This window comes from Vibrio sp. V43_P6S15P86 (assembly GCF_009904725.1).
Taxonomy (GTDB): Bacteria; Pseudomonadota; Gammaproteobacteria; order Enterobacterales; family Vibrionaceae; genus Vibrio; species Vibrio diabolicus.
This window is the reverse complement of record NZ_WXWT01000196.1, coordinates 1-24046: the sequence shown is the minus strand read 5'-3', so window position 1 is coordinate 24046 and position 24046 is coordinate 1. Positions and strand designations below refer to the sequence as shown.

Annotated in this window: 19 protein-coding genes and 1 pseudogene; 16 read left to right on the top strand and 4 right to left on the bottom strand. The window is 45.2% G+C overall.

Features of this window, described 5'->3' with window-relative positions:
• Positions 1–93 precede the first annotated feature (93 nt).
• The 3 genes from CAG69_RS08540 to CAG69_RS08530 all read left to right on the top strand — a co-directional run bounded on the left by CAG69_RS08540 (position 94) and on the right by CAG69_RS08530 (position 3374).
• On the top strand, positions 94–1161 hold the full coding sequence (locus CAG69_RS08540) for a methyltransferase (RefSeq protein WP_161443709.1): 1068 nt from the start codon (positions 94–96) through the stop codon (positions 1159–1161).
• Between the two features lie 7 nt (positions 1162–1168).
• Positions 1169–2413, top strand: coding sequence for an NAD(P)/FAD-dependent oxidoreductase (locus tag CAG69_RS08535; protein ID WP_145474315.1), 1245 nt, complete (start codon positions 1169–1171; stop codon positions 2411–2413).
• Positions 2414–2633: 220 nt separating this feature from the next.
• Entirely contained in the window at positions 2634–3374 is a 741-nt protein-coding gene (locus CAG69_RS08530; RefSeq protein ID WP_161443707.1) for a transglycosylase SLT domain-containing protein, read from the top strand.
• Positions 3375–3383: 9 nt separating this feature from the next.
• Here the strand turns inward: CAG69_RS08530 and CAG69_RS08525 are convergent, their stop codons facing one another.
• Entirely contained in the window at positions 3384–4688 is a 1305-nt protein-coding gene (locus CAG69_RS08525) for a hemolysin family protein (RefSeq protein ID WP_012842026.1), read from the bottom strand.
• A gap of 176 nt (positions 4689–4864) precedes the next feature.
• On the opposite strand from CAG69_RS08525, the gene CAG69_RS08520 reads away from it, so the two are divergent.
• From CAG69_RS08520 to CAG69_RS08480, 9 genes are all read left to right on the top strand, one after another.
• Positions 4865–6073: a DEAD/DEAH box helicase gene (locus CAG69_RS08520; RefSeq protein WP_046874220.1), complete on the top strand. Its 1209-nt coding sequence runs from the start codon at positions 4865–4867 to the stop codon at positions 6071–6073.
• A gap of 253 nt (positions 6074–6326) precedes the next feature.
• The gene (locus CAG69_RS08515; protein ID WP_124008645.1) at positions 6327–6989 is read left to right on the top strand and encodes a potassium channel family protein; all 663 of its coding nucleotides are present in this window, start codon (positions 6327–6329) and stop codon (positions 6987–6989) included.
• Positions 6986–8353: a TrkH family potassium uptake protein gene (locus tag CAG69_RS08510; protein ID WP_124008646.1), complete on the top strand. Its 1368-nt coding sequence runs from the start codon at positions 6986–6988 to the stop codon at positions 8351–8353. The genes CAG69_RS08515 and CAG69_RS08510 overlap by 4 nt, the downstream gene beginning before the upstream one ends.
• Positions 8354–8709: 356 nt before the next feature.
• Positions 8710–11694 carry a M6 family metalloprotease domain-containing protein gene (locus CAG69_RS08505; protein ID WP_161443705.1) on the top strand — a complete coding sequence of 995 codons (2985 nt, stop codon included), beginning with the start codon at positions 8710–8712 and terminating at the stop codon, positions 11692–11694.
• Between the two features lie 171 nt (positions 11695–11865).
• The gene (locus CAG69_RS08500; RefSeq protein ID WP_161443703.1) at positions 11866–12678 is read left to right on the top strand and encodes a sugar transporter; all 813 of its coding nucleotides are present in this window, start codon (positions 11866–11868) and stop codon (positions 12676–12678) included.
• A 176-nt stretch (positions 12679–12854) separates the two neighbouring features.
• Positions 12855–14324 (top strand): protein adenylyltransferase SelO, encoded by a 1470-nt coding sequence (locus CAG69_RS08495; protein WP_161443701.1) that lies wholly within the window; start codon positions 12855–12857, stop codon positions 14322–14324.
• Positions 14325–14536: 212 nt separating this feature from the next.
• On the top strand, positions 14537–15535 hold the full coding sequence (locus CAG69_RS08490) for a TRAP transporter substrate-binding protein (protein WP_005390503.1): 999 nt from the start codon (positions 14537–14539) through the stop codon (positions 15533–15535).
• A gap of 70 nt (positions 15536–15605) precedes the next feature.
• Positions 15606–16280 carry a TRAP transporter small permease gene (locus CAG69_RS08485; RefSeq protein WP_005390505.1) on the top strand — a complete coding sequence of 225 codons (675 nt, stop codon included), beginning with the start codon at positions 15606–15608 and terminating at the stop codon, positions 16278–16280.
• Positions 16281–16283: 3 nt separating this feature from the next.
• Positions 16284–17645, top strand: a complete 1362-nt coding sequence (locus CAG69_RS08480; protein WP_047009484.1) for a TRAP transporter large permease — start codon at positions 16284–16286, stop codon at positions 17643–17645.
• A 42-nt stretch (positions 17646–17687) separates the two neighbouring features.
• Here CAG69_RS08480 and CAG69_RS22510 read toward each other — a convergent pair whose 3' ends face one another.
• The 3 genes from CAG69_RS22510 to CAG69_RS08470 all read right to left on the bottom strand — a co-directional run bounded on the left by CAG69_RS22510 (position 17688) and on the right by CAG69_RS08470 (position 21096).
• Positions 17688–17870 carry a hypothetical protein gene (locus CAG69_RS22510; protein ID WP_041853050.1) on the bottom strand — a complete coding sequence of 61 codons (183 nt, stop codon included), beginning with the start codon at positions 17868–17870 and terminating at the stop codon, positions 17688–17690.
• Positions 17871–17948: 78 nt separating this feature from the next.
• Positions 17949–19286 (bottom strand): sigma-54-dependent transcriptional regulator, encoded by a 1338-nt coding sequence (locus CAG69_RS08475; protein ID WP_161443699.1) that lies wholly within the window; start codon positions 19284–19286, stop codon positions 17949–17951.
• A 4-nt stretch (positions 19287–19290) separates the two neighbouring features.
• On the bottom strand, positions 19291–21096 hold the full coding sequence (locus CAG69_RS08470; protein WP_161443697.1) for a sensor histidine kinase: 1806 nt from the start codon (positions 21094–21096) through the stop codon (positions 19291–19293).
• A 40-nt stretch (positions 21097–21136) separates the two neighbouring features.
• Here CAG69_RS08470 and CAG69_RS22505 point away from each other — a divergent pair.
• The 4 genes and pseudogenes from CAG69_RS22505 to CAG69_RS08455 form a co-directional block, all read left to right on the top strand.
• Positions 21137–21349: pseudogene (locus CAG69_RS22505) on the top strand (hypothetical protein).
• A 273-nt stretch (positions 21350–21622) separates the two neighbouring features.
• A complete protein-coding gene (gene tig / locus CAG69_RS08465) occupies positions 21623–22930 on the top strand; it encodes a trigger factor (protein ID WP_005390526.1) in 1308 nt (435 codons plus the stop codon).
• A 105-nt stretch (positions 22931–23035) separates the two neighbouring features.
• Positions 23036–23662: an ATP-dependent Clp endopeptidase proteolytic subunit ClpP gene (clpP, locus tag CAG69_RS08460; protein WP_005382347.1), complete on the top strand. Its 627-nt coding sequence runs from the start codon at positions 23036–23038 to the stop codon at positions 23660–23662.
• 70 nt (positions 23663–23732) lie between these two features.
• On the top strand, positions 23733–24046 hold a 314-nt coding region (locus tag CAG69_RS08455), incomplete at its 3' end, for a ClpX C4-type zinc finger protein (RefSeq protein WP_272925886.1).

The window sequence follows — 24046 nt, the reverse complement described above, 5'->3', positions numbered from 1 at the left end:
ATAAACAACTTGAATGTTGATATTCAACGAGCTATTGCATTGTTAGGCTCTCAGTCTAAACAATAAAAATATTAATTGCAGTTAGGTTTTTCCGTGTTAAATCAAAATAATGACCCTTTTAATGCTTTTGAAGCAAAAACAGAAGCTCAGAAGTTATCTTTTGCACCAATCGTGTTCCAGACCGCCAGAACGCTCCGAGATTTAGGTATTTTAGCCGCGCTAGACAGCGCCGGTTCACAAGGCATGAGTGCCACGGACATTGCCGAGAAAACGGGCGTGTCAGAATATGGTGTCAAAGTATTGTTGGATATGGCGATTAGCGCACATATTGTTTTATGGGAAAGACCTAACTATTCGCTTGCGAACCTTGGTTTTTACCTTCTTCACGATGGTATGACGAACGCAAACATGGACTTTACGGCTGATGTCTGTTACGCCGCGATGATGCATCTGACGGAAGCGATTCAAGAAGGTAAGCCTTCTGGTTTGAAAGAGTTGGGCAATTGGGAGACGATTTATCAAGGTCTGTCGACGCTGCCAGACCAAGCCAAACAGAGTTGGTTTAAGTTCGATCACTTCTATTCGGATCGCTCGTTTCCATTACTGCTTAAAGAAGTGTTTGCAAGCAAGCCAAAGCACCTCGTGGATATTGGCGGAAATACCGGGAAATGGGCTATTCAGTGTTGTAAGCATGATCCTGATGTTGAAGTTACCATTGTCGATTTGCCGCAGCAATTAGAAGTGGCGATGTCAAATGTCTCAGAAAACCAGTTCGCCGAGCGTGTACGTCCATACCCTGCCAACATGCTTGATAAAGCACAAACATTGCCTGAGCATGCTGACGTATGGTGGATGAGCCAGTTCTTGGATTGCTTTTCCCCAATTGAGATCCTAAATATCCTTAAAAAAGTCAAAGCCCAGTTAATGAAGGGAGATACTATTTACGTATTGGAGCTATTTTGGGATGCCCAAAAATACGCGGGCGCTTCTTATAGTCTTAATGCAACCTCTCTCTACTTTACCTGTTTAGCCAACGGCAATAGTCGTTTTTATCGCAGTGATGATTTCTTAGAAATTGTTGAAGCGGCAGGTTTATCTGTCGTCGAAAGAACCGACAACATTGGCCTTGGTCACACCTTATTAAAACTACAAGCAAACTAAATTCAGAATGAAAACAGAGCTCAAGCAAGTTGTCGTCGTAGGAGCGGGCCCATCTGGCTCCACCGTTTCTGCGTTATTAAAATCGCGTGGCATAGATGTCGTTGTCATAGAAAAAGCCACCTTTCCACGTTTCTCTATCGGAGAAAGCCTGCTTCCTGCATGTATGGAAGTTGTCGAGCAAGCAGGAATGACCAATGCGGTAAAGCAGTTTGGCTTCCAATATAAAGATGGCGCTGCATTTCGTCGCAATGGTGTTTACACCCAGTTCGATTTTACGGACAAATATACCCCAGGGCCGGGTACGACGTTTCAGGTGCAACGTGCCAGTTTTGATAAAGTGCTCGCCGACAGTGCCGCAGAGCAGGGCGTCGATATTCGTTATCAACATGAGCTAGTTAGCTTGGCGTTTGAAGGCAAAAAATCGCGCTTAGAAGTTGTTGGGCTGGATAAACAGACCTATCAAATCGAAGCAGATTTTGTTTTGGATGCGAGTGGTTTTGGCCGTGTTTTGCCACGCTTGTTGGATCTTGAAGAGCCTTCTTGTCTTCCTCCAAGAAAAGCGATATTTACTCATATTGAAGATCGTATCTCTCCACAAGAGCCAGAGTACGATCGCAATAAAATTCTGATTTCCGTGCATCCTGAAAATCACGATGTGTGGTACTGGCTAATTCCATTCTCGAATGGTACGTGTTCGTTTGGTGTGGTGGGTGAGCCTGAGTTTTTTGAGCGATACCCAGAGGATAAGCTTGCAGCTTTGCAGCAGTTGGCGAATGAAGAGCCGGGGTTGGCTTCTTTGTTGCGAAACGCGAAGTACCCAAATCCAACAGGAGAGTTGGGTGGCTATTCAGCGAACGTCAAACGCTTAGCGACAGAAAACTACGCACTGCTTGGTAATGCCGGCGAGTTTCTTGATCCTGTGTTTTCATCTGGTGTCACCATTGCCATGAAGTCGGCGGAATTTGCGGCCGATTGCGTGGTTCGTCAATTAAATGGTGAAGTGGTTGATTGGCAAGAAGAGTATTCGGAACGCTTGATGGTGGGGGTGAACACATTCCGCACTTATGTGGAGGGGTGGTACAGCGGCACATTGCAAGATGTGATCTTCTATCAAAACCCGAATCCACGTATTAAGCAGATGATTAGCGCGATTTTGGCTGGATACGCTTGGGATACAAACAACCCTTACGTAAAACAAAGCGAACAACGTTTGTCGACGCTCGCTGAGCTGGTTCGAGAAGCGGAACTGTAAGAGTATAAATTCTCTTAGCTGAGGATGCGTAAACCTAGGTCTTACCGAGAAATTGGTAAGACCTTTTTTATTCTCGACAATACCTTTTTATTTGTACTTCGAGCTTACTGGAGACATCTTGACCACTTGTTTCGAGGTGTATCGAATTTGAGAAAATATATAGTGATTACGATCACATACATACTCATTTTTGCTGATATTTATATTAAACGTGTAGGAAATGGATTACATTTTGGGAGTGTTCCCTAAATCCGGCTTCGTTGTGAAAACGGTTTATAAGCAACTGTATAAATTAGTAAAGTTCCAAAAACTGCACCAAAAAAAAGATAAGTTTCTTGCCAAATCAAATCGCTTGGTGAGTTCGAACCATCGACTGCGCCAAACACTTCCTTTACTTTCTCGAATTGTCAAAGAACACGACGCGTCAACGGTCTCTTCGGTTGTTGATCCCGAGAACGCGGTGGCGTGGGGAGGCAAAGTTTCTCCAGAGTTCAAATGCAAAGTCATTCGTATTAGTGAAGAGCTGGAGATCAACCCGAATCATCTGATGGCCTGCATGGCATTTGAAACCGCTGAAACCTTCAGTCCAAGCATCAAAAATGGTTCAGGAAGTGGGGCGACAGGGTTAATTCAATTTATGCCCTCTACCGCTGAGTCATTAGGAGTGAGTACGAAAACTCTTGCGAGGATGAGCGCGGTCGAGCAACTTGACTATGTAAAAGCCTATTACTGGCCATATCGCCATAAAATCAATAGTCTGGAAGATGCGTATATGGCAATTCTCTATCCTGCTGCGATTGGCAAACCGTCTTCTTTCGTTTTGTTCAAGCAAGGCTCGATTGCATACCGACAAAATGCGGGTATCGATCGTCACAATACAGGAAAAATCACGCTTAATGATGTTTCCTATAAAGTGAGGAAAAAACTAGAAAAAGGTTTACAGCCCAATTTGATGGGATAGGACCGTGTTTTATTCCACTTCGCTATTGTTAGTTGGTGTATCGGTGTCTTTGGTGACTCTGACTTGCATAATGCGATGTTTTTTAACGAGGAGTATGTCAAATCGCCAACCTTGGTAGTGAATGTGCTCCCCAACATTTGGGACTCGACCATAAAGCCATGTCAAAAGCCCATTTAATGTTTGAAAGCCTTCTCGCTCTTCGCCTTCTATGCTGCTCAGTTCGAGTTTATTCTTGAGCTCATTGAGCGGGATCAATGCGTCCATCAACCAACTGCCATCTTTTTGTTGCTTGGCCCACACTTGCTGTGGCGCCATGCCCAGTTCTCCAGCAATCGACTTTAACAAGTCGTATAGGGTTACTAGGCCTTGTACATCACCATACTCATCGACAATAAAGACCATTTCCGCACTGGTTTGTTGCATGTAGTTAAGGAGAGGTAACCCTTTCATGGACTCGGGTACAAAACGTGGGCGCTTGAGCTGTTTAGCCAGTTTACTGATAGACAATTCGTCATATTCATCGAGCAGGACTTTGGATGAAATGGTGCCAATAATATTGTCCAAACTACCCTTACAGACTGGCCATACGGAGTGTTGGGTTTGGCGAAGGTCAGTAAGGATGACATCAATAGGTTGGTTGGCATCTAGGTAATGGATATCGCACCGTGGTGTCATTAACGATAATGCTAAACGATCGTTCAGGTGGAGTAAGTTGCGAATCATCAATTGCTCTTGTGGTTCAATCGCACCGGACTCAGAGCCTTCGCTAACAATAGCAAAAATATCCTCCTCGGTAACAATCTCACCGTTGCTGTCGTTTTGGCGCAATAATCGGAGAAAAGTATCGGTTGAAAACGTCAATAAGAAGACAAAAGGAGTGGTGAGCTTGGCGAGCCAGTGGATCGGATAAGCTACGATAATAGCGATGGTTTCTGCGTTGTTTTGTGCAAAGCGCTTGGGAACGAGTTCTCCCACCACAATCGCGAAGTAGGTGATCATGAGCACGACGCTCATCGTTGAAAGTACCGTGGCTATCTCTCTTTCTAGCCCTTGGGTTACTAACCAATTTTCGAATGGTACTGAAAGCGTTGCTTCACCAAAAATACCACTTAATAGCCCGATCACGGTAATGCCTATTTGGATCGTGGAAAGAAACTGAGTCGGATTGTTTTTAAGTTCGAGCGCTAAAGCGGCAGAGGCGTTGTGTTCTGCAATTAATTTTAGCCTTCCGCTTTTGGCTGCGACTAGAGCGATCTCTGACATAGCAAACGCGCCATTGAGTGCGATTAATCCAACCAGCAGTAATACGTCCATAACGTTTCCCAGTAATGTACACGTTAGCAGCATAACTAGATTCACGTGCAAGAAATGTGATGTTGCGAGTAAATCATGCAGCGCTCTATTATCGGGCTCTACGCGCATGAATCCTTCTGTTACTTCACTGGGATTCTGATACACTACGCGCCCATTTCCTCTGTTGAGACGTTTCTATGCCATTTTCTAAGCTTGGTTTAAGCGCATCGATTACTGATGCAGTAAAAGCGCTAGGTTATGAAAAACCGACCTCTATCCAGCAAAAAGCCATTCCTATCGTACTGCGTGGTAGCAACTTAATTGCCGCAGCACAAACGGGGACAGGTAAAACGGCCAGTTTTGTTCTACCAATCTTAGAAAAGCTTAGTCAAGGCGAAACGCAACGTAAAAAACGTGCTCGCGCTATTATTCTTACGCCCACACGCGAACTTGCGCTTCAGGTTCATCAAAGCATTGAAGCTTATGGTAAAAACTTACCGCTGCGCTCAATGGCGATGTTTGGTGGTGTGGATTATGCGCCACAAAAACAAGCTTTGATCGAGGGTGTCGATATTGTGGTAAGTACGCCGGGACGTTTGATTGACCTGTATGGTCAACGCGCTATTCACTTTGATGAAGTGGAAATGCTAGTGCTTGATGAAGCGGACAAAATGTTGGACATGGGATTCATCGATGCGATCGATAAGATCGTTGATTGCATGCCAGAACATGTTCAAAGTCTGCTGTTCTCGGCAACGCTATCTAACCCTGTTCGTGATTTGGCGAAAAACGCGATTATTGATCCTGAAGAGATCACGATTGCAAAACACAGTGCATCTAAGTCGAACATCAAGCAGTGGATCACCACCGTCGATAAGGACATGAAGTCGTCGCTGTTAAGTCACATGCTCAAAGAAAACGACTGGTCACAAGTACTGGTATTTATTGAAACCAAACACGGTGCTGCCAAGCTTGTTAGCCAACTTGAAAAGCGCGGCATTGTGGCTGAAGCGTTTCACAGTGGCCGTAATCAGCGTGTTCGCCAAGAATTAATAGAAAAGTTCAAAGCCGGTGAAATCCAGTACCTAGTCGCAACTGGTGTTGCAGCACGCGGTATTGATATCGATAACTTGCCCGTTGTTATTAACTACGACTTACCGTATCCAGCAGATGAATATGTACACCGTATTGGTCGTACTGGTCGTGCTGGCGCACAAGGTGAAGCGATCTCATTAGTCTCAAAAGATGACTTTAAAAACCTTTGTATGATCGAGAGCCGTTTAGGGCACTTGCTAGAGCGAGTGGAAATTGACGGCTTTGCACCAAGAAAGCCAGTGCCGATTTCTATTTTAAATTACGTACCTAAGAACAAGCGTAAACCGCACGATAAGCGCGAATCAAAATAGCCTGTTTTATCTCTACGATCCAAAAGCCGCATTGTTGCGGCTTTTTGCGTTTTAGGGAGATTCACTCATGGGTTGACAGTGTTGGCTTTTATGCCGTAATGAGGAAAAAAGTTAATTTATGTCATACGCTTAACACTCAAAGTGAGTCAGCTTTCGTAAAGCTTTTGTCAATTCTCTGTCCTCAGGTTTGCACAAGGTTAGGAATGGGCGCAGACTTTTTTGCTTGCTAGTGAATGCATAAGATGAGGCATAAATGAAAACAGGTGATAAGCAATTCGCCGTTATTGGTCTTGGCCGATTTGGTTTGGCAGTGTGTAAAGAGCTACAAGATTCAGGAGCTCAAGTTTTAGCGGTTGATATCAACGAAGACAGAGTTAAAGAAGCTGCCAGTTTTGTTAGTCAGGCAATTGTGGCTAATTGTACTCACGAAGAGACGGTTGCTGAGCTTAAGCTTGATGATTACGACATGGTGATGATTGCTATCGGAGCGGACGTTAACGCTAGTATTCTCGCCACACTGATCGCCAAAGAAGCGGGAGCGAAGTCAGTATGGGTTAAAGCCAACGATCGATTTCAAGCGCGTGTCCTGCAAAAGATTGGTGCGGACCACATTATCATGCCTGAACGTGACATGGGGATACGTGTCGCGCGTAAAATGCTCGATAAACGGGTTCTTGAGTTCCACCCTTTAGGTAGTGGCTTAGCCATGACGGAGTTTGTGATTGGATCTCGTTGGATGAGTAAGACATTAAGTGACCTAGCACTGTGCAAAGTCGACGGTGTGCAAGTACTCGGGTTTAAACGGGGCCCAGAAATTACCAAGGCGCCAGACCTTAATACCAAGCTGGAAATTGGCGATCTCATTATTGTGGTTGGCCCGCAAGATGCGCTGGCAAATAAATTAAAATCACTATGACGCAGTTTCATCAAAAAGGCGTTTTTTACGCGCCAGATGGTAAACGAGAAAAAGCCAAGGGTAACGAGCCGCGGATTATATTGCTGAGTTTTCTCGGTGTGTTGCTGCCTTCTGCTGTGCTGTTAACCTTGCCGGTTTTTTCTGTTACGGGTCTTTCGATAACGGACGCTTTGTTTACCGCAACATCCGCCATCAGTGTGACAGGGCTTGGTGTTGTCGATACCGGGCAGCACTTTACGTTAGCCGGGAAGATCTTGCTGATGTTTTTAATGCAAATCGGTGGATTGGGGCAGATGACGTTGTCGGCGGTTTTACTCTATATGTTTGGTGTGCGTTTAAGCTTACGCCAGCAAGCGTTAGCGAAAGAAGCGCTAGGGCAAGCTCGACAGGTCAACTTAAACCGACTGGTGAAGCGGATTGTGATTTTTGCGCTTGTCGCAGAATCTATTGGGTTTATTTTCCTTTCCGTTCGTTGGGTTCCTGAAATGGGCTGGCAAACTGGCATGTTTTACGCGTTATTTCATGCGATTTCTGCGTTTAACAACGCAGGGTTTGCTCTGTTTTCAGACAGTATGATGAGCTTTGTGAATGACCCGCTGGTTATCTTTACCCTGGCCGGGTTATTCATTTTTGGTGGGCTTGGTTTTACTGTTGTCGGAGACATCTGGCTGAACTGGCGTAAAGGTTTCCACTTTTTGCATCTTCATACCAAAATCATGCTTATCGCGACACCGATATTGCTCTTTGTTGGGACGGTGATGTTTTGGTTACTCGAGCGGAGTAATCCAAATACAATGGAATCGTTACCTTTGGCTGGTCAATGGTTGGCGGCATTCTTCCAATCCGCTAGTGCTCGGACGGCCGGGTTCAACAGTGTCGACTTGGCGCAGTTTACCCAGCCAGCTTTATTGATCATGATTGTTCTGATGTTGATTGGTGCTGGGTCCACCTCAACGGGGGGCGGCATTAAGGTTTCCACATTTGCCGTTGCGTTCATGGCTACGTGGACCTTTTTGCGCCAAAAGAAACATGTGGTTATGTTTAAACGAACCGTAAACTGGCAAACCGTGACTAAGTCACTTGCCATTATCGTTGTGAGCGGCGCCATTCTGACAAGCGCGATGTTTTTATTGATGCTCACAGAGAAGGCAAGCTTTGATAAGGTCATGTTTGAAACCATTTCCGCATTTGCGACGGTAGGACTTACCGCTGGTTTGACGGCAGAGCTTTCTGAACCTGGCAAGTACATTATGATCGTGGTAATGATCATTGGTCGTATCGGGCCACTCACGCTTGCCTACATGTTGGCCCGCCCTGAACCTACCTTAATCAAATACCCAGAAGACGCCGTTCTTACAGGGTAAAGTAGAGTTTATCTGCACCCCACCGACCATAACGAGCACTGATTAATAGCAGTGCTCGTACATTTATAAAATATGTGGGACGTTGCCCAATTTTATCTACAAAGTCGCAGAAGTTTATTTCTTCTTCCTTTTGTTTCGATACTATTCATTCACTCAATTTATACCCTCGGAAGCCACACTTACAAAAGTATTTGGGCATCCGACGCTTTTGTAACGTGATGCTAAATAATATTGTGTTATCTGAGCGAATTGATACCAGCCTTAGTCGTTAGCCACTCAACCTCATTCTATATTTATGGGTTACTGTGTACTGGCTGTGCTTGGTATTAAACGAATCGAAAAGATGGAGCCGTACTTTGAAATTCAACACACTCGCCTTGACTATGCTAACTGCGCTTCTTGCAGGTAAGAGCATGGCAACTACTCCGCCATCACCAGTTTGGCATACTATTGCGTTGAGCGATGGTACCTCTAGTGAGGCAATTTTACGCGGCACTGCCGATTTCCACTGGTTTGAAGATAAACAAGGTAATGCCTTGGTTCATGAAGATGGCATTTGGTTTTTTGCACAGATTCAGCGCGAGTCAGACATCCCAACGTTACGCTCGACGGGTGTTGCTAAAACTCAATCGAGTGATGCGCCTGAATCGGCGAAGTTTCGCCCGGATCTACAAGTTAAGCCGCAGTTATCTTCTCTAAAAACCATTGAACCGATGGCGCGCCAAAATCTATTGCGTTCGGCGCAAGGTTATCAGGCGATGAGTAACTCATCGGTGAAGCAACAACCACTGTTGGTTGTGCAAGTCTCCTTTGATGATCAAGCGATGGTGCATGACTTCGAACAACGTGTGTTTAATACCGATGGCCAAAGCGTTGTCGATTATTTTGATAAAAACTCTCAAGGGAAATTCAAAGTTGTCCCTGCGATTGAGAGTTATGGTACCGCGAATGATGGTGTGATCAATGTGACCGTGGCGCAAAGCCACCCAAATTGCCACTCTAGCTCAACTGACAAGACTTGTACTGCCAAGTTGAATGCGGTCTTCACCGAAGCGTATCAAAAACTGGATCCGTACTTTAATCTTTCGGCTTACGACAGCAATCAAAATGGTACCGTAGAACCGTCAGAGTTGTCAGTGATGTTTATTTTTGCTGGTGGCGACCGTTCAACCGGATTCCTTGATCGTCCTTCTATTTGGCCTCATAAATTCTCTCACGACGATGTGACACTAGATGGCAAAAAAATTGCCGATTATTGTGTGTTTGCTGACTACCAAGTTGATCATCAAGCGACGTTAGGCGTAATCGTACATGAGCTTGGCCACTTAATGCTTGGCTTGCCGGATTTGTACGCAAGGAACAGTGATGCCTCGATCGGTTCTTGGGGCGTGATGGGCGGTGGTTCATGGGCACAGAAACCGGGAGACTCATACGCAGGAGACACGCCAGTGAACATGAGTGCGTGGAGCAAACACGCCGCTGGTTTCGTAGTACCAACGATCACTCATGAAAGCCCGATGCCTATTTCCGTGAACAACGACGATGTCAAACTGGTGTATCTCGACCCATACTTGAAAGAGTTTGGCCCACGCGTTTATTTGGAAAACCGTACCTTTAGCGGTTACGACCGAGCATTGGCGGCAGAAGGCATACTAGCGACGTCGGTTAATGTCCAGAATCGCTTTAACGATGTTGGCGCGATGCAGGTTCAAATCATGCAGGCCGATGGTCTGAATGAGTTAGAACATGATGGAAGCAGTGATGCCGGCGATTTGTATCCTAATGGTGGCAATGTCATTTCAGATACATCGACCCCGGGTCTGAGAGCGATCGCCGGGTTTGATACTGGGGTTCGTATTTCCAACATTGCCAGCAATACCAACGGCGGCAGTTTTTCTCTTGAGCATATAAACGAGCCAAATAAATCGGCATGGTTGAACTCTCTTCACCAAGGTTATGTGTACGCAAGTGGCAGTAACACCCTGGCGGTATCATTGGATTTGAATGCTGAGACAAAGCTTGATGGTCTTCAACTTTACGCGCAAAGCAATAGCGCTCAAAGTGACATGACTTATCGAGTATGGCGATTCCCATTCTCAGGTAACGTGGGCTACCGATTAATATTGGATCAGAACAATGCTGAACTTTTACAGCAAGGTAGCTTCCAAAAGCCATCCCGAATTTTATTCCCTCAACCAAGCCAATTAAGTGCGGGTCAGCACCTGTTAGTAGTGGAATTAGAAGGCGGTGAATTTGAATCGAACTTTGACTTTGGCCGCTTACTAAAAACTGAAAAATCATCCCTGCCTGTAATGTGGACTGGTAATTACAACGAGATAGGTACGTTTGGTTTAGAGCAAGCCGGATTCTCTTATGTTCCGTTCGCAGCACTCTTGAATGTGGAGGCGAACAACATTGTTGAAGCGAAAGCTGATTCACTGCAAACCGATAAGAATACGCCAATCGATCTGAACCTGATGGACAATGATTTCATGGCCATAGGATATCAGTTCAATGTGGACATTGTGCAGAAGCCTGAGCACGGCACCATTTCTGGCAACCAATACCAACCTGAAGCTAACTTTGTTGGTTTGGACAGCTTCCAATATCGTTTGCTGTCTACGGATGGCGTGTATTCGTCTTCGGTTGTGAGCGTGCAGGTCGAAGTACTTGGTAGTAACGAAGCACCAAAAGCGCTCATCGATGTGGATAGCCAAAAGATTACTGCTGGACAGAAAGTAACATTGTCGGCGGCAAACAGCACAGATGCGGATGGCGATGTGTTGAACTACCGATGGGAGCAATTGGCTGGTACTTCAGTTTCTATCGGAAATTCGACCAGTGCTACGGCAAGCTTTACAGTGCCTCAAGGTATAAAAGCGGGTGAGGTTCTGACATTCCGTCTAACCGTTACTGATCCAAGCAATGAAACCTCCAGTGCTACCGTCAATTTAGCCATGCAAAACGCAGCGCCAGTCACGTTAGCAGATACGGCGACCGTTGCCGTTGGTGAAAGCATTGTGATTGATGCTGCTGGCAATGATTCGGATGAGAACGGCGATAAACTGGTTGTAGAAAGCGTACAGAACCTAACGGGCCTGGGAAGTGCGAGTGTAGGAAATGGTAAAATTCGTTTTCAAGCTCCGGATAGTGCGGTTGATAACATCAAGCTGCAATATACGGTTTCAGATGGCAACGGTGCTACCGCAATAGGTGAAGTGACCGTGACGGTTGTCGCTTCCTTGAAAACAACGACATTCAAGAACTCTGAAGGTAGTGGCAGTGTTTCTTATTGGGCTCTGATGTTACTTGTTGCATTGGGCTGGCGACGCCGCGTCTAAAACGATATCGAATTACGTTATAAGCCACTCACATTGAGTGGCTTATTTTTGTACGTTTTGCTTCCTAGTACCTCTCATTATCTTATGAGATGTGTTTCTCATTATTTTTAAAGCGATTTTTCTATTCAGCGGTTACCCTATGGGCAGATTTTTATAAATTAAGGATGTTGTATGTCAACCGAGGACTTTTCTGTTTCGGCAATATGCCGAGAAGCAGCAGTGATGGTCAGAAGGAACCTACTCGCAATTGTCATTGCTTGTATTCCATTGATCATCGTGCACTCAATTTTTGTGTTTATGTATCCTGAAATGACGGGGCAAGATCAAGCGAACGCTCAAGAAGGAAACATCGCGGGATTTTATTTTGTCACAATCATTTTATACCCACTTGTTGCCGCGATGGCGGCTGTGCGTGTACACCGAATTTATTTGGTTGGCGATTACATGCGCTCAGCGTTGGATGTATTTCGCTTGTCAGCCAGAGAATTCCGTTTCATTGGCTGGTGGATATTATTTGGGTTGATGATGATGCTCGTCATTGGTATCCCAATCTTTGTGTTGTCGTTTTTCTATATTGCAGAAAGTGGTGAACCTGATTTTGTCACCATGGCGTTTATCACAACGGTTGCAAGCATTCCGGGCTATTGGGTGATGGCGCGCTGGTCATTTGTATTGCCTGCGACCGCAATGGATCATCTGCCCCGCAGCTTGCGTCGTTCGTGGAAGCAAAGCAGACCATACAACAAACAAGTATTCATTTTGATGGGCTTAATTCCATTGGGCGCGGGATTGCTCAGTCAGCTTATCTTTAGTCACTTTACTAACCTCTTCATGCTAAGCCTTGTGGGTGTTGCCTATGGTATTTTCGGTGCGTACCAGTTGGCTTTATTGTCGCTGAGCTATAAAACGGTCGTGGATATTGAACGCGCTCGTTTTGATACACCATCAGAGCCACCAAAAACGGGTGAAGAGTTTTCCGCTTAATCATTTGATCGCTTTTACATACCACTTTCGTTTGTGAGGTGGTATGCAGCGGGTTAATACCTTCCTAGCACCTTCGCGTTATTCACGCAAAATACCCATGCCCATTTCATGGCTGAATGACAGTGACGTTCACACGTATACTGACAGCAGTACTTCTTTTTATTAAGGAACCCCACATGTCCATTTGGCAACGGGTCAGTTTCACCCATCGCTTTAGTCAATTACCGTCAGCTTTCTATACTTTGGTCGAGCCGCAACCCTTGGATAACACTCGTTGGGTCGCTTGGAATGGTGAGTTTGCGCAGCAGTTTGGTTTACCAGCAGAGCAAAGCGATGAGCTATTGGCGGTTTTTTCTGGGCAAAGCGAATTCGAACCGTTTCGCCCTCTGGCGATGAAATACGCAGGACATCAGTTTGGCGTTTACAACCCAGACTTGGGCGATGGACGTGGATTGCTGTTGGCGGAAATTGAGCATCAAGATGGCACTTGGTTTGATATTCACCTTAAAGGCGCGGGGCTAACCCCCTACTCGCGAATGGGGGACGGCAGGGCGGTGTTGCGCTCAACCATTCGTGAGTATCTATGTAGTGAAGCCATGGCAGGGCTTGGGATCCCGACGACTCGTGCTCTTGGCATGATGGTCAGTGACACGCCGGTTTATCGCGAGAAAACAGAATTCGGCGCAATGTTGATTCGTATGGCGGAGACCCACGTGCGTTTTGGCCATTTCGAGCATTTTTTCTATACCAATCAATTGGCAGAGCAAAAGTTGCTAGCGGACAAAGTGATCGAGTGGCATTTTGCTGATTGTGCATCGGCAGAGAAGCCATACGCCGCAATGTTTGGTGAAATTGTTCAGAAAACAGCGGACATGATTGCTTATTGGCAAGCGTATGGGTTTGCTCATGGGGTAATGAACACCGATAACATGTCGATCCTTGGTCAAACGTTTGATTACGGCCCGTTTGGTTTTCTTGATGATTATGAGCCGGGATATATTTGTAATCATTCCGACTACCAAGGCCGTTATGCATTTGACCAACAGCCAAGAATTGCGCTTTGGAACCTATCAGCACTCGCGCATGCGCTATCGCCACTCGTTGAGCGAGAAGATTTAGAAGCATCGTTGAGTCAATTTGAAGTCCGGTTGAGTCAGCAGTTCAGCCGCCTAATGCGTGAGAAGTTAGGTTTAAAAACCAAGATCGCGGAAGATGGACGTTTATTTGAAGCAATGTTTGAGCTCCTTCACCAAAATAACACGGATTACACTCGCTTCTTTAGAACGCTTTCAAATCTTGATACTGATTCTTCTCAAGCCGTAATCGACTTGTTTCTCGACCGAGAAGCTGCGCGAGCTTGGCTTGATCTGTACTTAGCTCGATGTGAGCTAGAGGTTGATGAACTAGGGGAGCTGATTTCAGCCGAACAGCGTTGCGAACAGATGCGTCAAGCCAATCCCAAATACATCTTGCGTAACTACTTGGCTCAGTTGGCCATTGATAAAGCGGAAGAAGGGGACTTTAGTGAATTACACCGATTGGCCGAACTGTTAAAGCGCCCATTTGATGAGCAACCCGAGTTTGATGATTACGCGAAATTGCCACCGGAATGGGGGAAGAAAATGGAGATAAGCTGTTCTTCATAAATGGGTCATTTCCCACCCATTTGAATCTTTTTCTTGGGTGGAATTCACTCGTTATACTCTGTGTTCATGTTAATGGGCTTTGTTAATTTATTGAAATGCATATGAATTTTAACATGGTCCATTAATTGCTCTTTGTTGAACATCCGTACCCATCGCCTAATACCTAGTTATTCATGGACGGGATGGGATGTGATTCAACAAGGAGAATAATAATGTTTAAGCCTCTAACTCTACTATCTGTCTCTGCGCTTGCTGTAACGAGCTTTAACGCTGCCGCGAATTGTGACCCAGGTGAAACGGTCATCAAGTTCAGCCATGTAACGAACGCGGACAAACACCCAAAAGGTATTGCGGCTTCGTTACTTGAAAAACGCGTTAACGAAGAGATGAACGGTAAAGTCTGTATGCAGGTGTTTCCGAACTCAACGCTTTACGATGATGATAAGGTGTTGGAAGCACTACTAAATGGTGATGTTCAACTCGCTGCCCCTTCTCTTTCTAAGTTTGAGAAATTCACCAAAAAGTACCGCCTTTTCGATCTGCCTTTCTTATTCGACGATGTCGACGCTGTTGACCGCTTCCAAAACTCTGAAGCCGGTGAAAAGCTGAAAAACTCAATGAAACGACGTGGTCTACAAGGTATTGCGTTTTGGCATAATGGCATGAAGCAAATGTCAGCCAACAAGCCGCTCATTTCTCCAGCCGATGCTGAAGGGCTTAAGTTCCGTGTTCAAGCTTCTGACGTTCTCGTTGCTCAGTTTGAACAGCTAGGCGCAAACCCGCAAAAAATGTCATTCAAAGAAGTGTACGGTGGCCTGCAAACTAAGGTTATTGATGGTCAAGAAAATACTTGGTCAAACATCTACGGCAAAAAGTTCTTCGAAGTTCAAGATGGCATTACGGAAACGAACCACGGGATTCTGGATTACCTAGTAGTGACGTCAAACGACTTCTGGAAAAACTTACCAGACGATCAGCGCGAGCAGCTAAACACAATCATCCAAGAGGTGACAGCGCAGCGTAATGCTGAGTCGACCAAAGTGAACCTTGCGAACAAAAACAACATCATCGAAGCTGGTGGTGTGGTTCGCACGTTAACGCCAGAACAGCGCCAAGAATGGGTCACTGCACTTCAGCCAGTATGGAAGAAGTTTGAAAAAGACATTGGTTCTGACCTAATCGAAGCCGCTTTGGCTTCTAACCAAAAATAATAACGCCTAGCACGCTTAGCCCTCTCGATTAGAGGGGGCTCTTTTCCCCTACAGACGACGTGATGTAATTATGGAACAGACTTTTTTTGCCAAGGCTGGACGAATCACCGATGCCATTGAAGAGACTTTGATTGCTTTCTTCCTAGGTGCCATGACCTTGTTAACCTTTGCCAATGTCATCTTTCGTTATGTCTTTAACGACAATATTCTTTGGGCGCTTGAGCTCACCGTCTTTATGTTCGCATGGATGGTGTTGGTCGGCGCTTCTTACGGTGTGAAAAAACACTTTCATATTGGTGTTGATGTGATCATCAACATAGTGCCAGAGGGCAAACGAAAAGCCTTGGCGTTATTTGCTGCAATATGCTGTTTAGCCTTCTCTATTTTGCTTTTAATTGGCTCTTGGAACTACTGGTATCCGTTCGCCACAGACCGAGCGTGGTATGAAACGGATGATATTCCAATGCCGGAAATGCTTCAGTTTATGGCGGATTGGTTAAACGAGGGAGAGCGTTACGAAAAGCTGCCACGTTTTATTCCTTATTTCGCTTTGCCGCTTGGTATGGCGTTGCTAACGCTGAGATTTGCTCAGGCAACATGGCAAATTGCTACCGGAAAGCTCGACCGACTGATTGCAGGACATGAAGCGGAAGAAGAGCTAGAGGCGCTTCAAGAAGAGATGAGTGATGCCGGTGATCTTATGGCTCCAAAGGCCTCAGACAATTCTAAGAGCAAGGAGCAATAAGCCATGGATATCTTATTTCTATTTTTGATGGTGATTGGCTTCATGCTCGTCGGCGTGCCAATCGCAGTTTCTCTTGGTCTTTCCAGTATTCTTTTCCTTTTGATTCATTCGGATGCGTCTTTGGCGTCTGTTGCTCAAACGTTGTTTAATGCATTTGCTGGACACTACACTCTATTAGCAATTCCATTCTTCATTTTAGCTTCAAGCTTTATGTCGACAGGTGGTGTAGCGAAACGGATCATTCGTTTCGCGATTGCGATTGTAGGCTGGTTCCGTGGTGGTTTAGCGATGGCTTCGGTTGTCGCGTGTATGATGTTTGCCGCGCTGTCAGGTTCATCTCCAGCAACGGTTGTTGCCATAGGTAGCATCGTTATCGCAGGTATGATCAAAAACGGTTACTCAAAAGAGTTTGCGGCCGGCGTAATTTGTAACGCAGGTACGCTAGGGATTTTGATTCCGCCGTCTATCGTTATGGTAGTTTACGCTGCCGCGACTGATGTATCAGTTGGACGTATGTTCCTCGGTGGTGTGATACCGGGTTTGTTGGCTGGCGTCATGCTGATGATAGCGATCTATATTGCTGCCCGTATTAAGAACCTGCCAAAACAACCATTTGTCGGTTGGAAAGAGACGTTTGATGCAGCTAAGGATGCAAGCTGGGGCTTGTTGCTGGTGGTGATCATTCTCGGTGGTATTTATGGCGGTATTTTCACCCCAACAGAAGCCGCTGCAGTTGCTGCTGTGTACTCGTTCTTTATTGCCAACTTTGTATACAAAGACATGGGGCCATTTGCAGACAAGAAAAACACTAAACCTGCGCTCGTTAAAATCTTCCAAACCTTCGTTCATAAAGACACCAAACACACGCTGTATGAAGCGGGTAAACTCACCATCATGCTGCTTTTCATTATTGCCAATGCGTTAATTTTGAAGCATGTTCTAACGGAAGAACGCATCCCGCAAATGATCACAGAGTCGATGATGTCAGCTGGTCTAGGACCAATCACCTTCTTGATTGTGGTGAACGTATTGCTGTTGATTGGTGGTCAGTTTATGGAACCATCAGGCTTATTGATCATTGTTGCACCACTGGTGTTCCCGATTGCGATAGCACTGGGGATCGACCCAATTCACTTAGGTATTATGATGGTGGTGAATATGGAGATAGGTATGATAACACCACCTGTTGGGCTTAACTTATTTGTTACTGCAGGTGTCGCCAAAATGTCGATGATGAATGTAGTAAAAGCCGCACTGCCATGGGTGGCGGTGATGTTCCTATTCCTCATTATTGTAACGTACGTGCCATGGGTGTCGACTTGGTTACCAACCACCTTGATGGGGCCAGAAATCATAACTAAATAATGGCACCAGATATTTGAAGAAAAACAAAAGAGGTGTGATGATTCACACCTCTTCGTCTATGGGTTTGTAGCTAGGCCTACGAGGGTCTGGGTGGACTCGCCGTTCGTAGCTTCGCCACTTCTTTTTATTCTTGCGCCGCTCCTCGCCTGAACGTCTCTCTTCTTGATATTGCCCGTCTACCATCACGGTATCTGTAATGATCGGTATTCTCACTTTCTCGTTCATATCCGTAACAACCATGATGAATCAATTATTAAAAATTATGATTCAAGTTGGATATAATACCAATCCTTGAGAATCGTTTTATTTATAGAGCTCTTTATCTATTTGATAGCGTTGCATTTTGTCATACAGAGTTTTTCGAGGCACATTCAATTGTGCCATTGTCTGTTTAATGCTGCCGTTATTTTCCAGTAATGCGCCTTCAATGGCTGCTCTCTCGAACTCTGCTACTTGTTCTGCAAGACTTGAAGAAGGCTTGGCAACCGGAGTCGATTCTCCTAACTGAATTAATTTACCCAATAGCACGAAACGCTCTGCTGCATTTCTTAGCTCGCGAACATTGCCTGGCCAGTCATGGTTCATCAGTTGGGCGAGGTCGTGGGATGACAAGCTAGGAGAGCTTTTACCGTAACGTGAAGCCGCTACCAATAGGAAATGATGGAAGAGGGCAGGGATGTCTTCTTTCCGTTCACGCAGTGGCGGGAGATCTAAGGTAACCACATTCAGTCGATAGTAAAGATCTTGGCGAAAGGTTCCCTCTTCAGCAGCGCGTTTCAAATCGACTTTGGTTGCGGCAATTACTCGAATATCTAAGGGCAAGAGTTCATTCGAGCCGACACGCTCAATCACACGCTCTTGCAGTACTCTCAGTAAGCGGATTTGGGCTTGGATAGGCATTGACTCGATTTCATCCAAGAAAAGTGTACCACCTTGAGCAAATTCAAACTTACCGATACGGCGGCTTTCTGCGCCAGTAAATGCGCCTTTTTCATGCCCGTAGAGTTCGCTCTCAATCAAATTCTCTGGTACTGCACCACAATTTACTGCGACAAAGTTTTGGTTCCGTCGAGAGCTTTGTTCATGCAAAGAGCGGGCGATTAACTCTTTACCTGTACCAGTCTCGCCAAACAATAAGATATCTGCATCAGTATCGGCGATGTGAGCAATGGTTTCGCGTAACATTTGAATGCTAGATGTTTCTCCGATAACACGAGGTCCGAGCGTTTTACTTGCCTTGAGAGACAGGCGTAACTTCTCGTTTTCAACCGTTAATTGGCGCTTCTCAATGGCGCGCTTGACGGTTTCAACTAGGTGCTCAGGTGGGAATGGCTTTTCGATAAAATCATACGCTCCTTGGTGTAACGCATTAACCGCCATTGAGATATCGCCATGACCAGTAATCATAATCACGGGAAGATGGATGTCTTTGCGCACAAGGGTATTCAGTAAATCCATCCCTGAAATACCGGGTAAGCAAATATCGGTAATCACCACGCCTGGCTCGGCTCCCTGCTTAATGGCGAGTAAGGCAGATTCAGCGTCTGGAAAGAATGTGGCATTGATATCTGCCAATTCAAACGTTTGTTCTATTGCCAGTCTAAGATCGGCTTCATCATCAATAAAAAACACCTGACACATGATCTCATCCTTTTGATTGTTCTGTGTTGTTAGGAGTGATAGGTAAACACAATGAAAATCGAGCTCCGCCTTGTTCTCGATTTTGGGCACATAATCTTCCGTTCATACTGGCTAAGATTTGTTGCGAGATAGAGAGTCCTAAACCTAAGCCATTTTGTTTGGTAGTTAGGAAAGGCTCACATAAGTCCGAAAGTGAGAAATCTCCAAGTCCTGCACCATTGTCATCTACATGAATCCAAACCAAACCGGCATGTTCGTCTTGCTCTATGGATAACTGTACTTGTTTGTCTTGTTGCTCTTTGAGAGACTCTATCGCATTGGTCAGTAAATTAACCAACACTTGTTCAAGTTGAATGATATTGATCTGAACTTCAACATCTTGCTCTGGTACCTGCGTTTCTAGCGTGACACGTGCAGATTTAAGTGCGGGTTTCATCAGCTCTTTGACTGAGGAAATCACTGGAAACAAACGAGATTGAACCAGCTCGTTTCCACTGGTTTTTTTAGCGAAAGAACGAAGCTGCTGACTGATGTTTGCCATACGATCAGTGAGGGCTGAGATGCGAGTTAGATTATCTTCCACTCGCTCATATTTTTCTTTTTGGAGGAACAGCTTGCCGTTTTCAGCAAAGCTGCGAATGGCCGCAAGTGGATTATTCAGTTCATGACTGATACTGGCTGACATTTGCCCCAATACTGCTAGTTTCGCAGCTTGAACGAGTTCGTCTTGCGTTAGGCGAAGTGTTTGTTCGGTTTCTATTCTCTGGGCGATTTCTGCTTGCAATTCTGCGGTGCGAGCCATGACTTGATATTCAAGTTTTTGATTGGCCTCTTGCTGAATTCTCTCAAGTTGTAAGTGGCGTTGTTGACGGTGATAGATGAGCTGGCCAATTAAAAACAACACGGTGAATGCAAGAGTAAGTACAAAAATGTAACCCATTGTGAGCCAGACGATAGATTGCTTAGGAGATAGTACACGGATGGTCAGCTTGAGCTCTGGTAGGGGCAACGAAGAGACCACCAAGGTCCCTTTGTTATATGGGTAACCTTGTTTTAGCTCAGAATGCGTTTCCTCCACATTGCCCACCAGTCCTAGAGTTTCAATTGGCTCATCAAGGTATTGTCGGCTTGCCCAAACTTGTTTTCTTTCATTCTCAGTCAGTGGTTGTAAGCTTTTGAGTAGCCAATCACTTCGGCTACTCATGAAAACAATCCCGTGCGGATCGCTCGCGACAAACACACTATTTGGCTGCTGCCAGTTGTCTTCTATTTTACTCAAGTCCATCTTAACCACGACCACACCAAGGACGCCGCCAGCGTATACGATGGGATAAGAATAGTAGTAGCCACGTTTACCAGATGTTGAGCCCAGTGCGTAGTATTGGCTTCGTTTACCTACAATGGCTTGTTTGAAATAAGGTCGAAATGCAAAATTTCGACCGATAAAGGAGCGCTCTTTACGCCAGTTGCTGGCCGCGATCGTTGTACCCCATTGATCGATTAAGTACGTATCCGCTGCTTCAATCACGCCATTAACGGATTCTAAATACCGATTAGTGATTTCCAGTTGCGCACTGTTGTTGGGGTGCAGAAGCGCTTGATAAAGAGGATCATCTTTAGCTAGAAGATTTGGGATATGGGCGTACTTATCGAGTTTATTTTTTATATGGCCAGAAAACTGCTCCAGCTGTGATTGGTGTTTATCAACTAGAGATTGATAACTGGTCTGCCAAACCCAATGACCACCTATGATTGCGCAAAGGAAATAGAAGGCAAAAAAAGTCAGCAGAATCCGGTTTTTTTGCGACATCCTTACACTCCTTAAACCTTTCCTTTGGTCACGTAAGAAAATGTTAATAGTTTGTAGGGAGGATTAGGGATTTAGTTTTCAACTCTGTGGAGTAAAACAAGAGCAAGATCTCTTTTTAGGCTTTTCGATAAAAAAACCGGTCGATTCTCTTGAAAAAGTCGCTATTGTCCCCATTCTAGATATGCTGACGATACTTAGACGGTGTTTGAATCGCATTTTTGAAGAAAAAATGGGTCAGCATTCGAGAATTTAGCGCAGACAATGTCCACATAGTGGCTATTGGCTCGACAGGGTTGCGACAGATCGCTAGAATGTCGCGTCTAAAAATTCTGTCCTGAGGCTAATAGGAGATACCTTTGGTAATTTTATCGAAGATATCACTGATTAGTCCGGTACTGACAAACAGTATCGATACTCGATTTAAATTAGGTGTTCGGACAGAACACTACACAAGGATGAAGCGTAAGCTCCGCTGAGTTTCGCTCATACGCTCGGAAAACCGAGCCACTTTAGAGGTTTATATATAATGCAAGTTACTGTTGAAACGCTAGAGGGCCTAGAGCGCCGTCTAAACATTACTGTTCCAGCTGCAAACATCGAAGACGCTGTAACAGCTGAACTACGCAACATCGCTAAAAACCGTCGTTTCGATGGTTTCCGTAAGGGTAAAGTGCCTCTAAAAATGGTTGCTAAGATGTACGGCAAAGCAGTACGTCAAGACGTTCTTGGTGAAGTTATGCAACGCCACTTCATCGAAGCTATCGTTAAAGAGAAAATCAACCCAGCTGGCGCTCCAACTTTCGCTCCTGTAGAAAACAAAGAAGGTTCAGACCTAGTTTTCACTGCAACTTTTGAAGTTTACCCAGAAGTTGAGCTTAAAGGCCTAGAAAACATCACTGTTGAAAAACCGCTAACTGAAGTTAAAGACGCAGACGTAGAAGAGATGATCGATACTCTACGTAAGCAACAAGCTACTTGGGTTGAAGTTGAAGAAGCAGCAGAAGATGGCAAACGCGTAAGCATTGACTTCGTTGGTTCTATCGACGGTGAAGAATTCGAAGGCGGTAAAGCTGAGAACTTCCCACTAGAAATGGGCGCTGGTCGCATGATTCCTGGTTTCGAAGACGGTATCGCAGGTAAAACTGCAGGTATGGAATTCGACATCGACGTGACTTTCCCAGAAGATTACCACGCTGAAAACCTAAAAGGTAAAGCAGCTAAGTTCGCAATCAAAGTGAACAAAGTTGAAGCTCGTGAACTACCAGAACTAAATGACGAGTTCGTTGCTAAGTTCGGTGTTGTTGAAGGCGGTGTTGAAGCACTTAAAGCTGAAGTTCGTAAAAACATGGAACGCGAGCTTAAGCAAGCTGTTAAGAACCGCATCAAAGAGCAAGCGATTGACGGTCTAGTTGAGCAAAACGACATCAACGTACCATCAGCGCTTATCGAGCAAGAAATCCAAGTTCTACGTCAACAAGCTGCACAACGCTTCGGTGGTAACCCAGAAGCTGCTGCTCAGCTTCCACGTGAGCTGTTCGAAGAGCAAGCTAAACGTCGCGTAGTAGTTGGTCTTCTACTAGGTGAAGTAATCAAGTCTGAAGAGCTAAAAGCGGACGACGAGAAAGTTAAAGCTCTAATTGAAGAAATGGCTACTGCATACGAAGATCCATCAGAAGTTATTGCTTACTACGAGCAAAACGAAGAAATGATGAACAACATGCGCAATGTAGCTCTAGAAGAGCAAGCAATCGACGCGATCATCGCTAAAGCACAGGTTTCTGAGAAAGAAGTAGGCTTCAACGAGCTACTTAACCAACAACAACCTGCTGCTTAATAAGCAATATCTTGCGTAGAAGGTTGACTTAACGTTAACTATTCTGCTAACAATGGTCCGTATGATAGTCATCATCCGGGCCATTTATTTTAGGGACATAAGAATATGAGCTACCAAGAAAAAAATGCAATGTCGCCAATTATGGACGCGCTAGTACCAATGGTGGTTGAACAAACTTCCCGAGGCGAACGCTCTTACGACATCTACTCACGTCTGCTGAAAGAGCGCGTGATTTTTTTAACGGGTCAAGTGGAAGACCACATGGCAAACCTTGTCGTGGCTCAGCTACTTTTCCTAGAATCTGAAAATCCAGATAAAGATATTTTCCTATACATCAACTCGCCAGGCGGCAGCGTAACAGCTGGTATGTCTATCTACGATACCATGCAGTTTATTAAGCCAAATGTGAGCACTGTATGTATGGGTCAAGCATGTTCAATGGGTGCCTTCCTGTTAGCGGGTGGTGCGCCAGGTAAGCGTTACGTACTGCCTAACTCTCGTGTAATGATCCACCAACCATTGGGTGGTTTCCAGGGTCAAGCTTCTGATATCCAAATCCATGCTCAGGAAATCCTGACCATTAAGCAGAAGCTAAACAAGTTGTTAGCAGAACATACTGGCCAACCTCTTGAAGTCATTGAGCGCGATACTGATCGTGATAACTTCATGTCATCAGAGCAGGCTGTGGAATACGGTATCGTGGATGCAGTGTTAAGCCACCGCGGCGAGTAATTAGCCAGCGCATTTTGGCAAAAATTGATATACACTCATTCATGAAGAGTAAAGGCTAAGAGGTTAGCGAATGACAGATAAAGGCAAAGAAAGTGGCAGCGGTAAATTGCTGTACTGTTCTTTCTGCGGCAAAAGTCAGCACGAAGTTCGCAAGCTAATCGCAGGTCCGTCAGTGTACATTTGCGACGAGTGTGTCGACTTATGTAACGATATTATTCGCGAAGAAATCAAGGATGTTCTCCCTAAGAAAGAATCTGAAGCGTTACCAACGCCAAAACAGATCCGTGAACACCTTGATGACTATGTGATCGGGCAAGATTACGCGAAAAAAGTGCTCGCAGTTGCGGTATATAACCACTACAAGCGTTTACGCAATGGTGATAC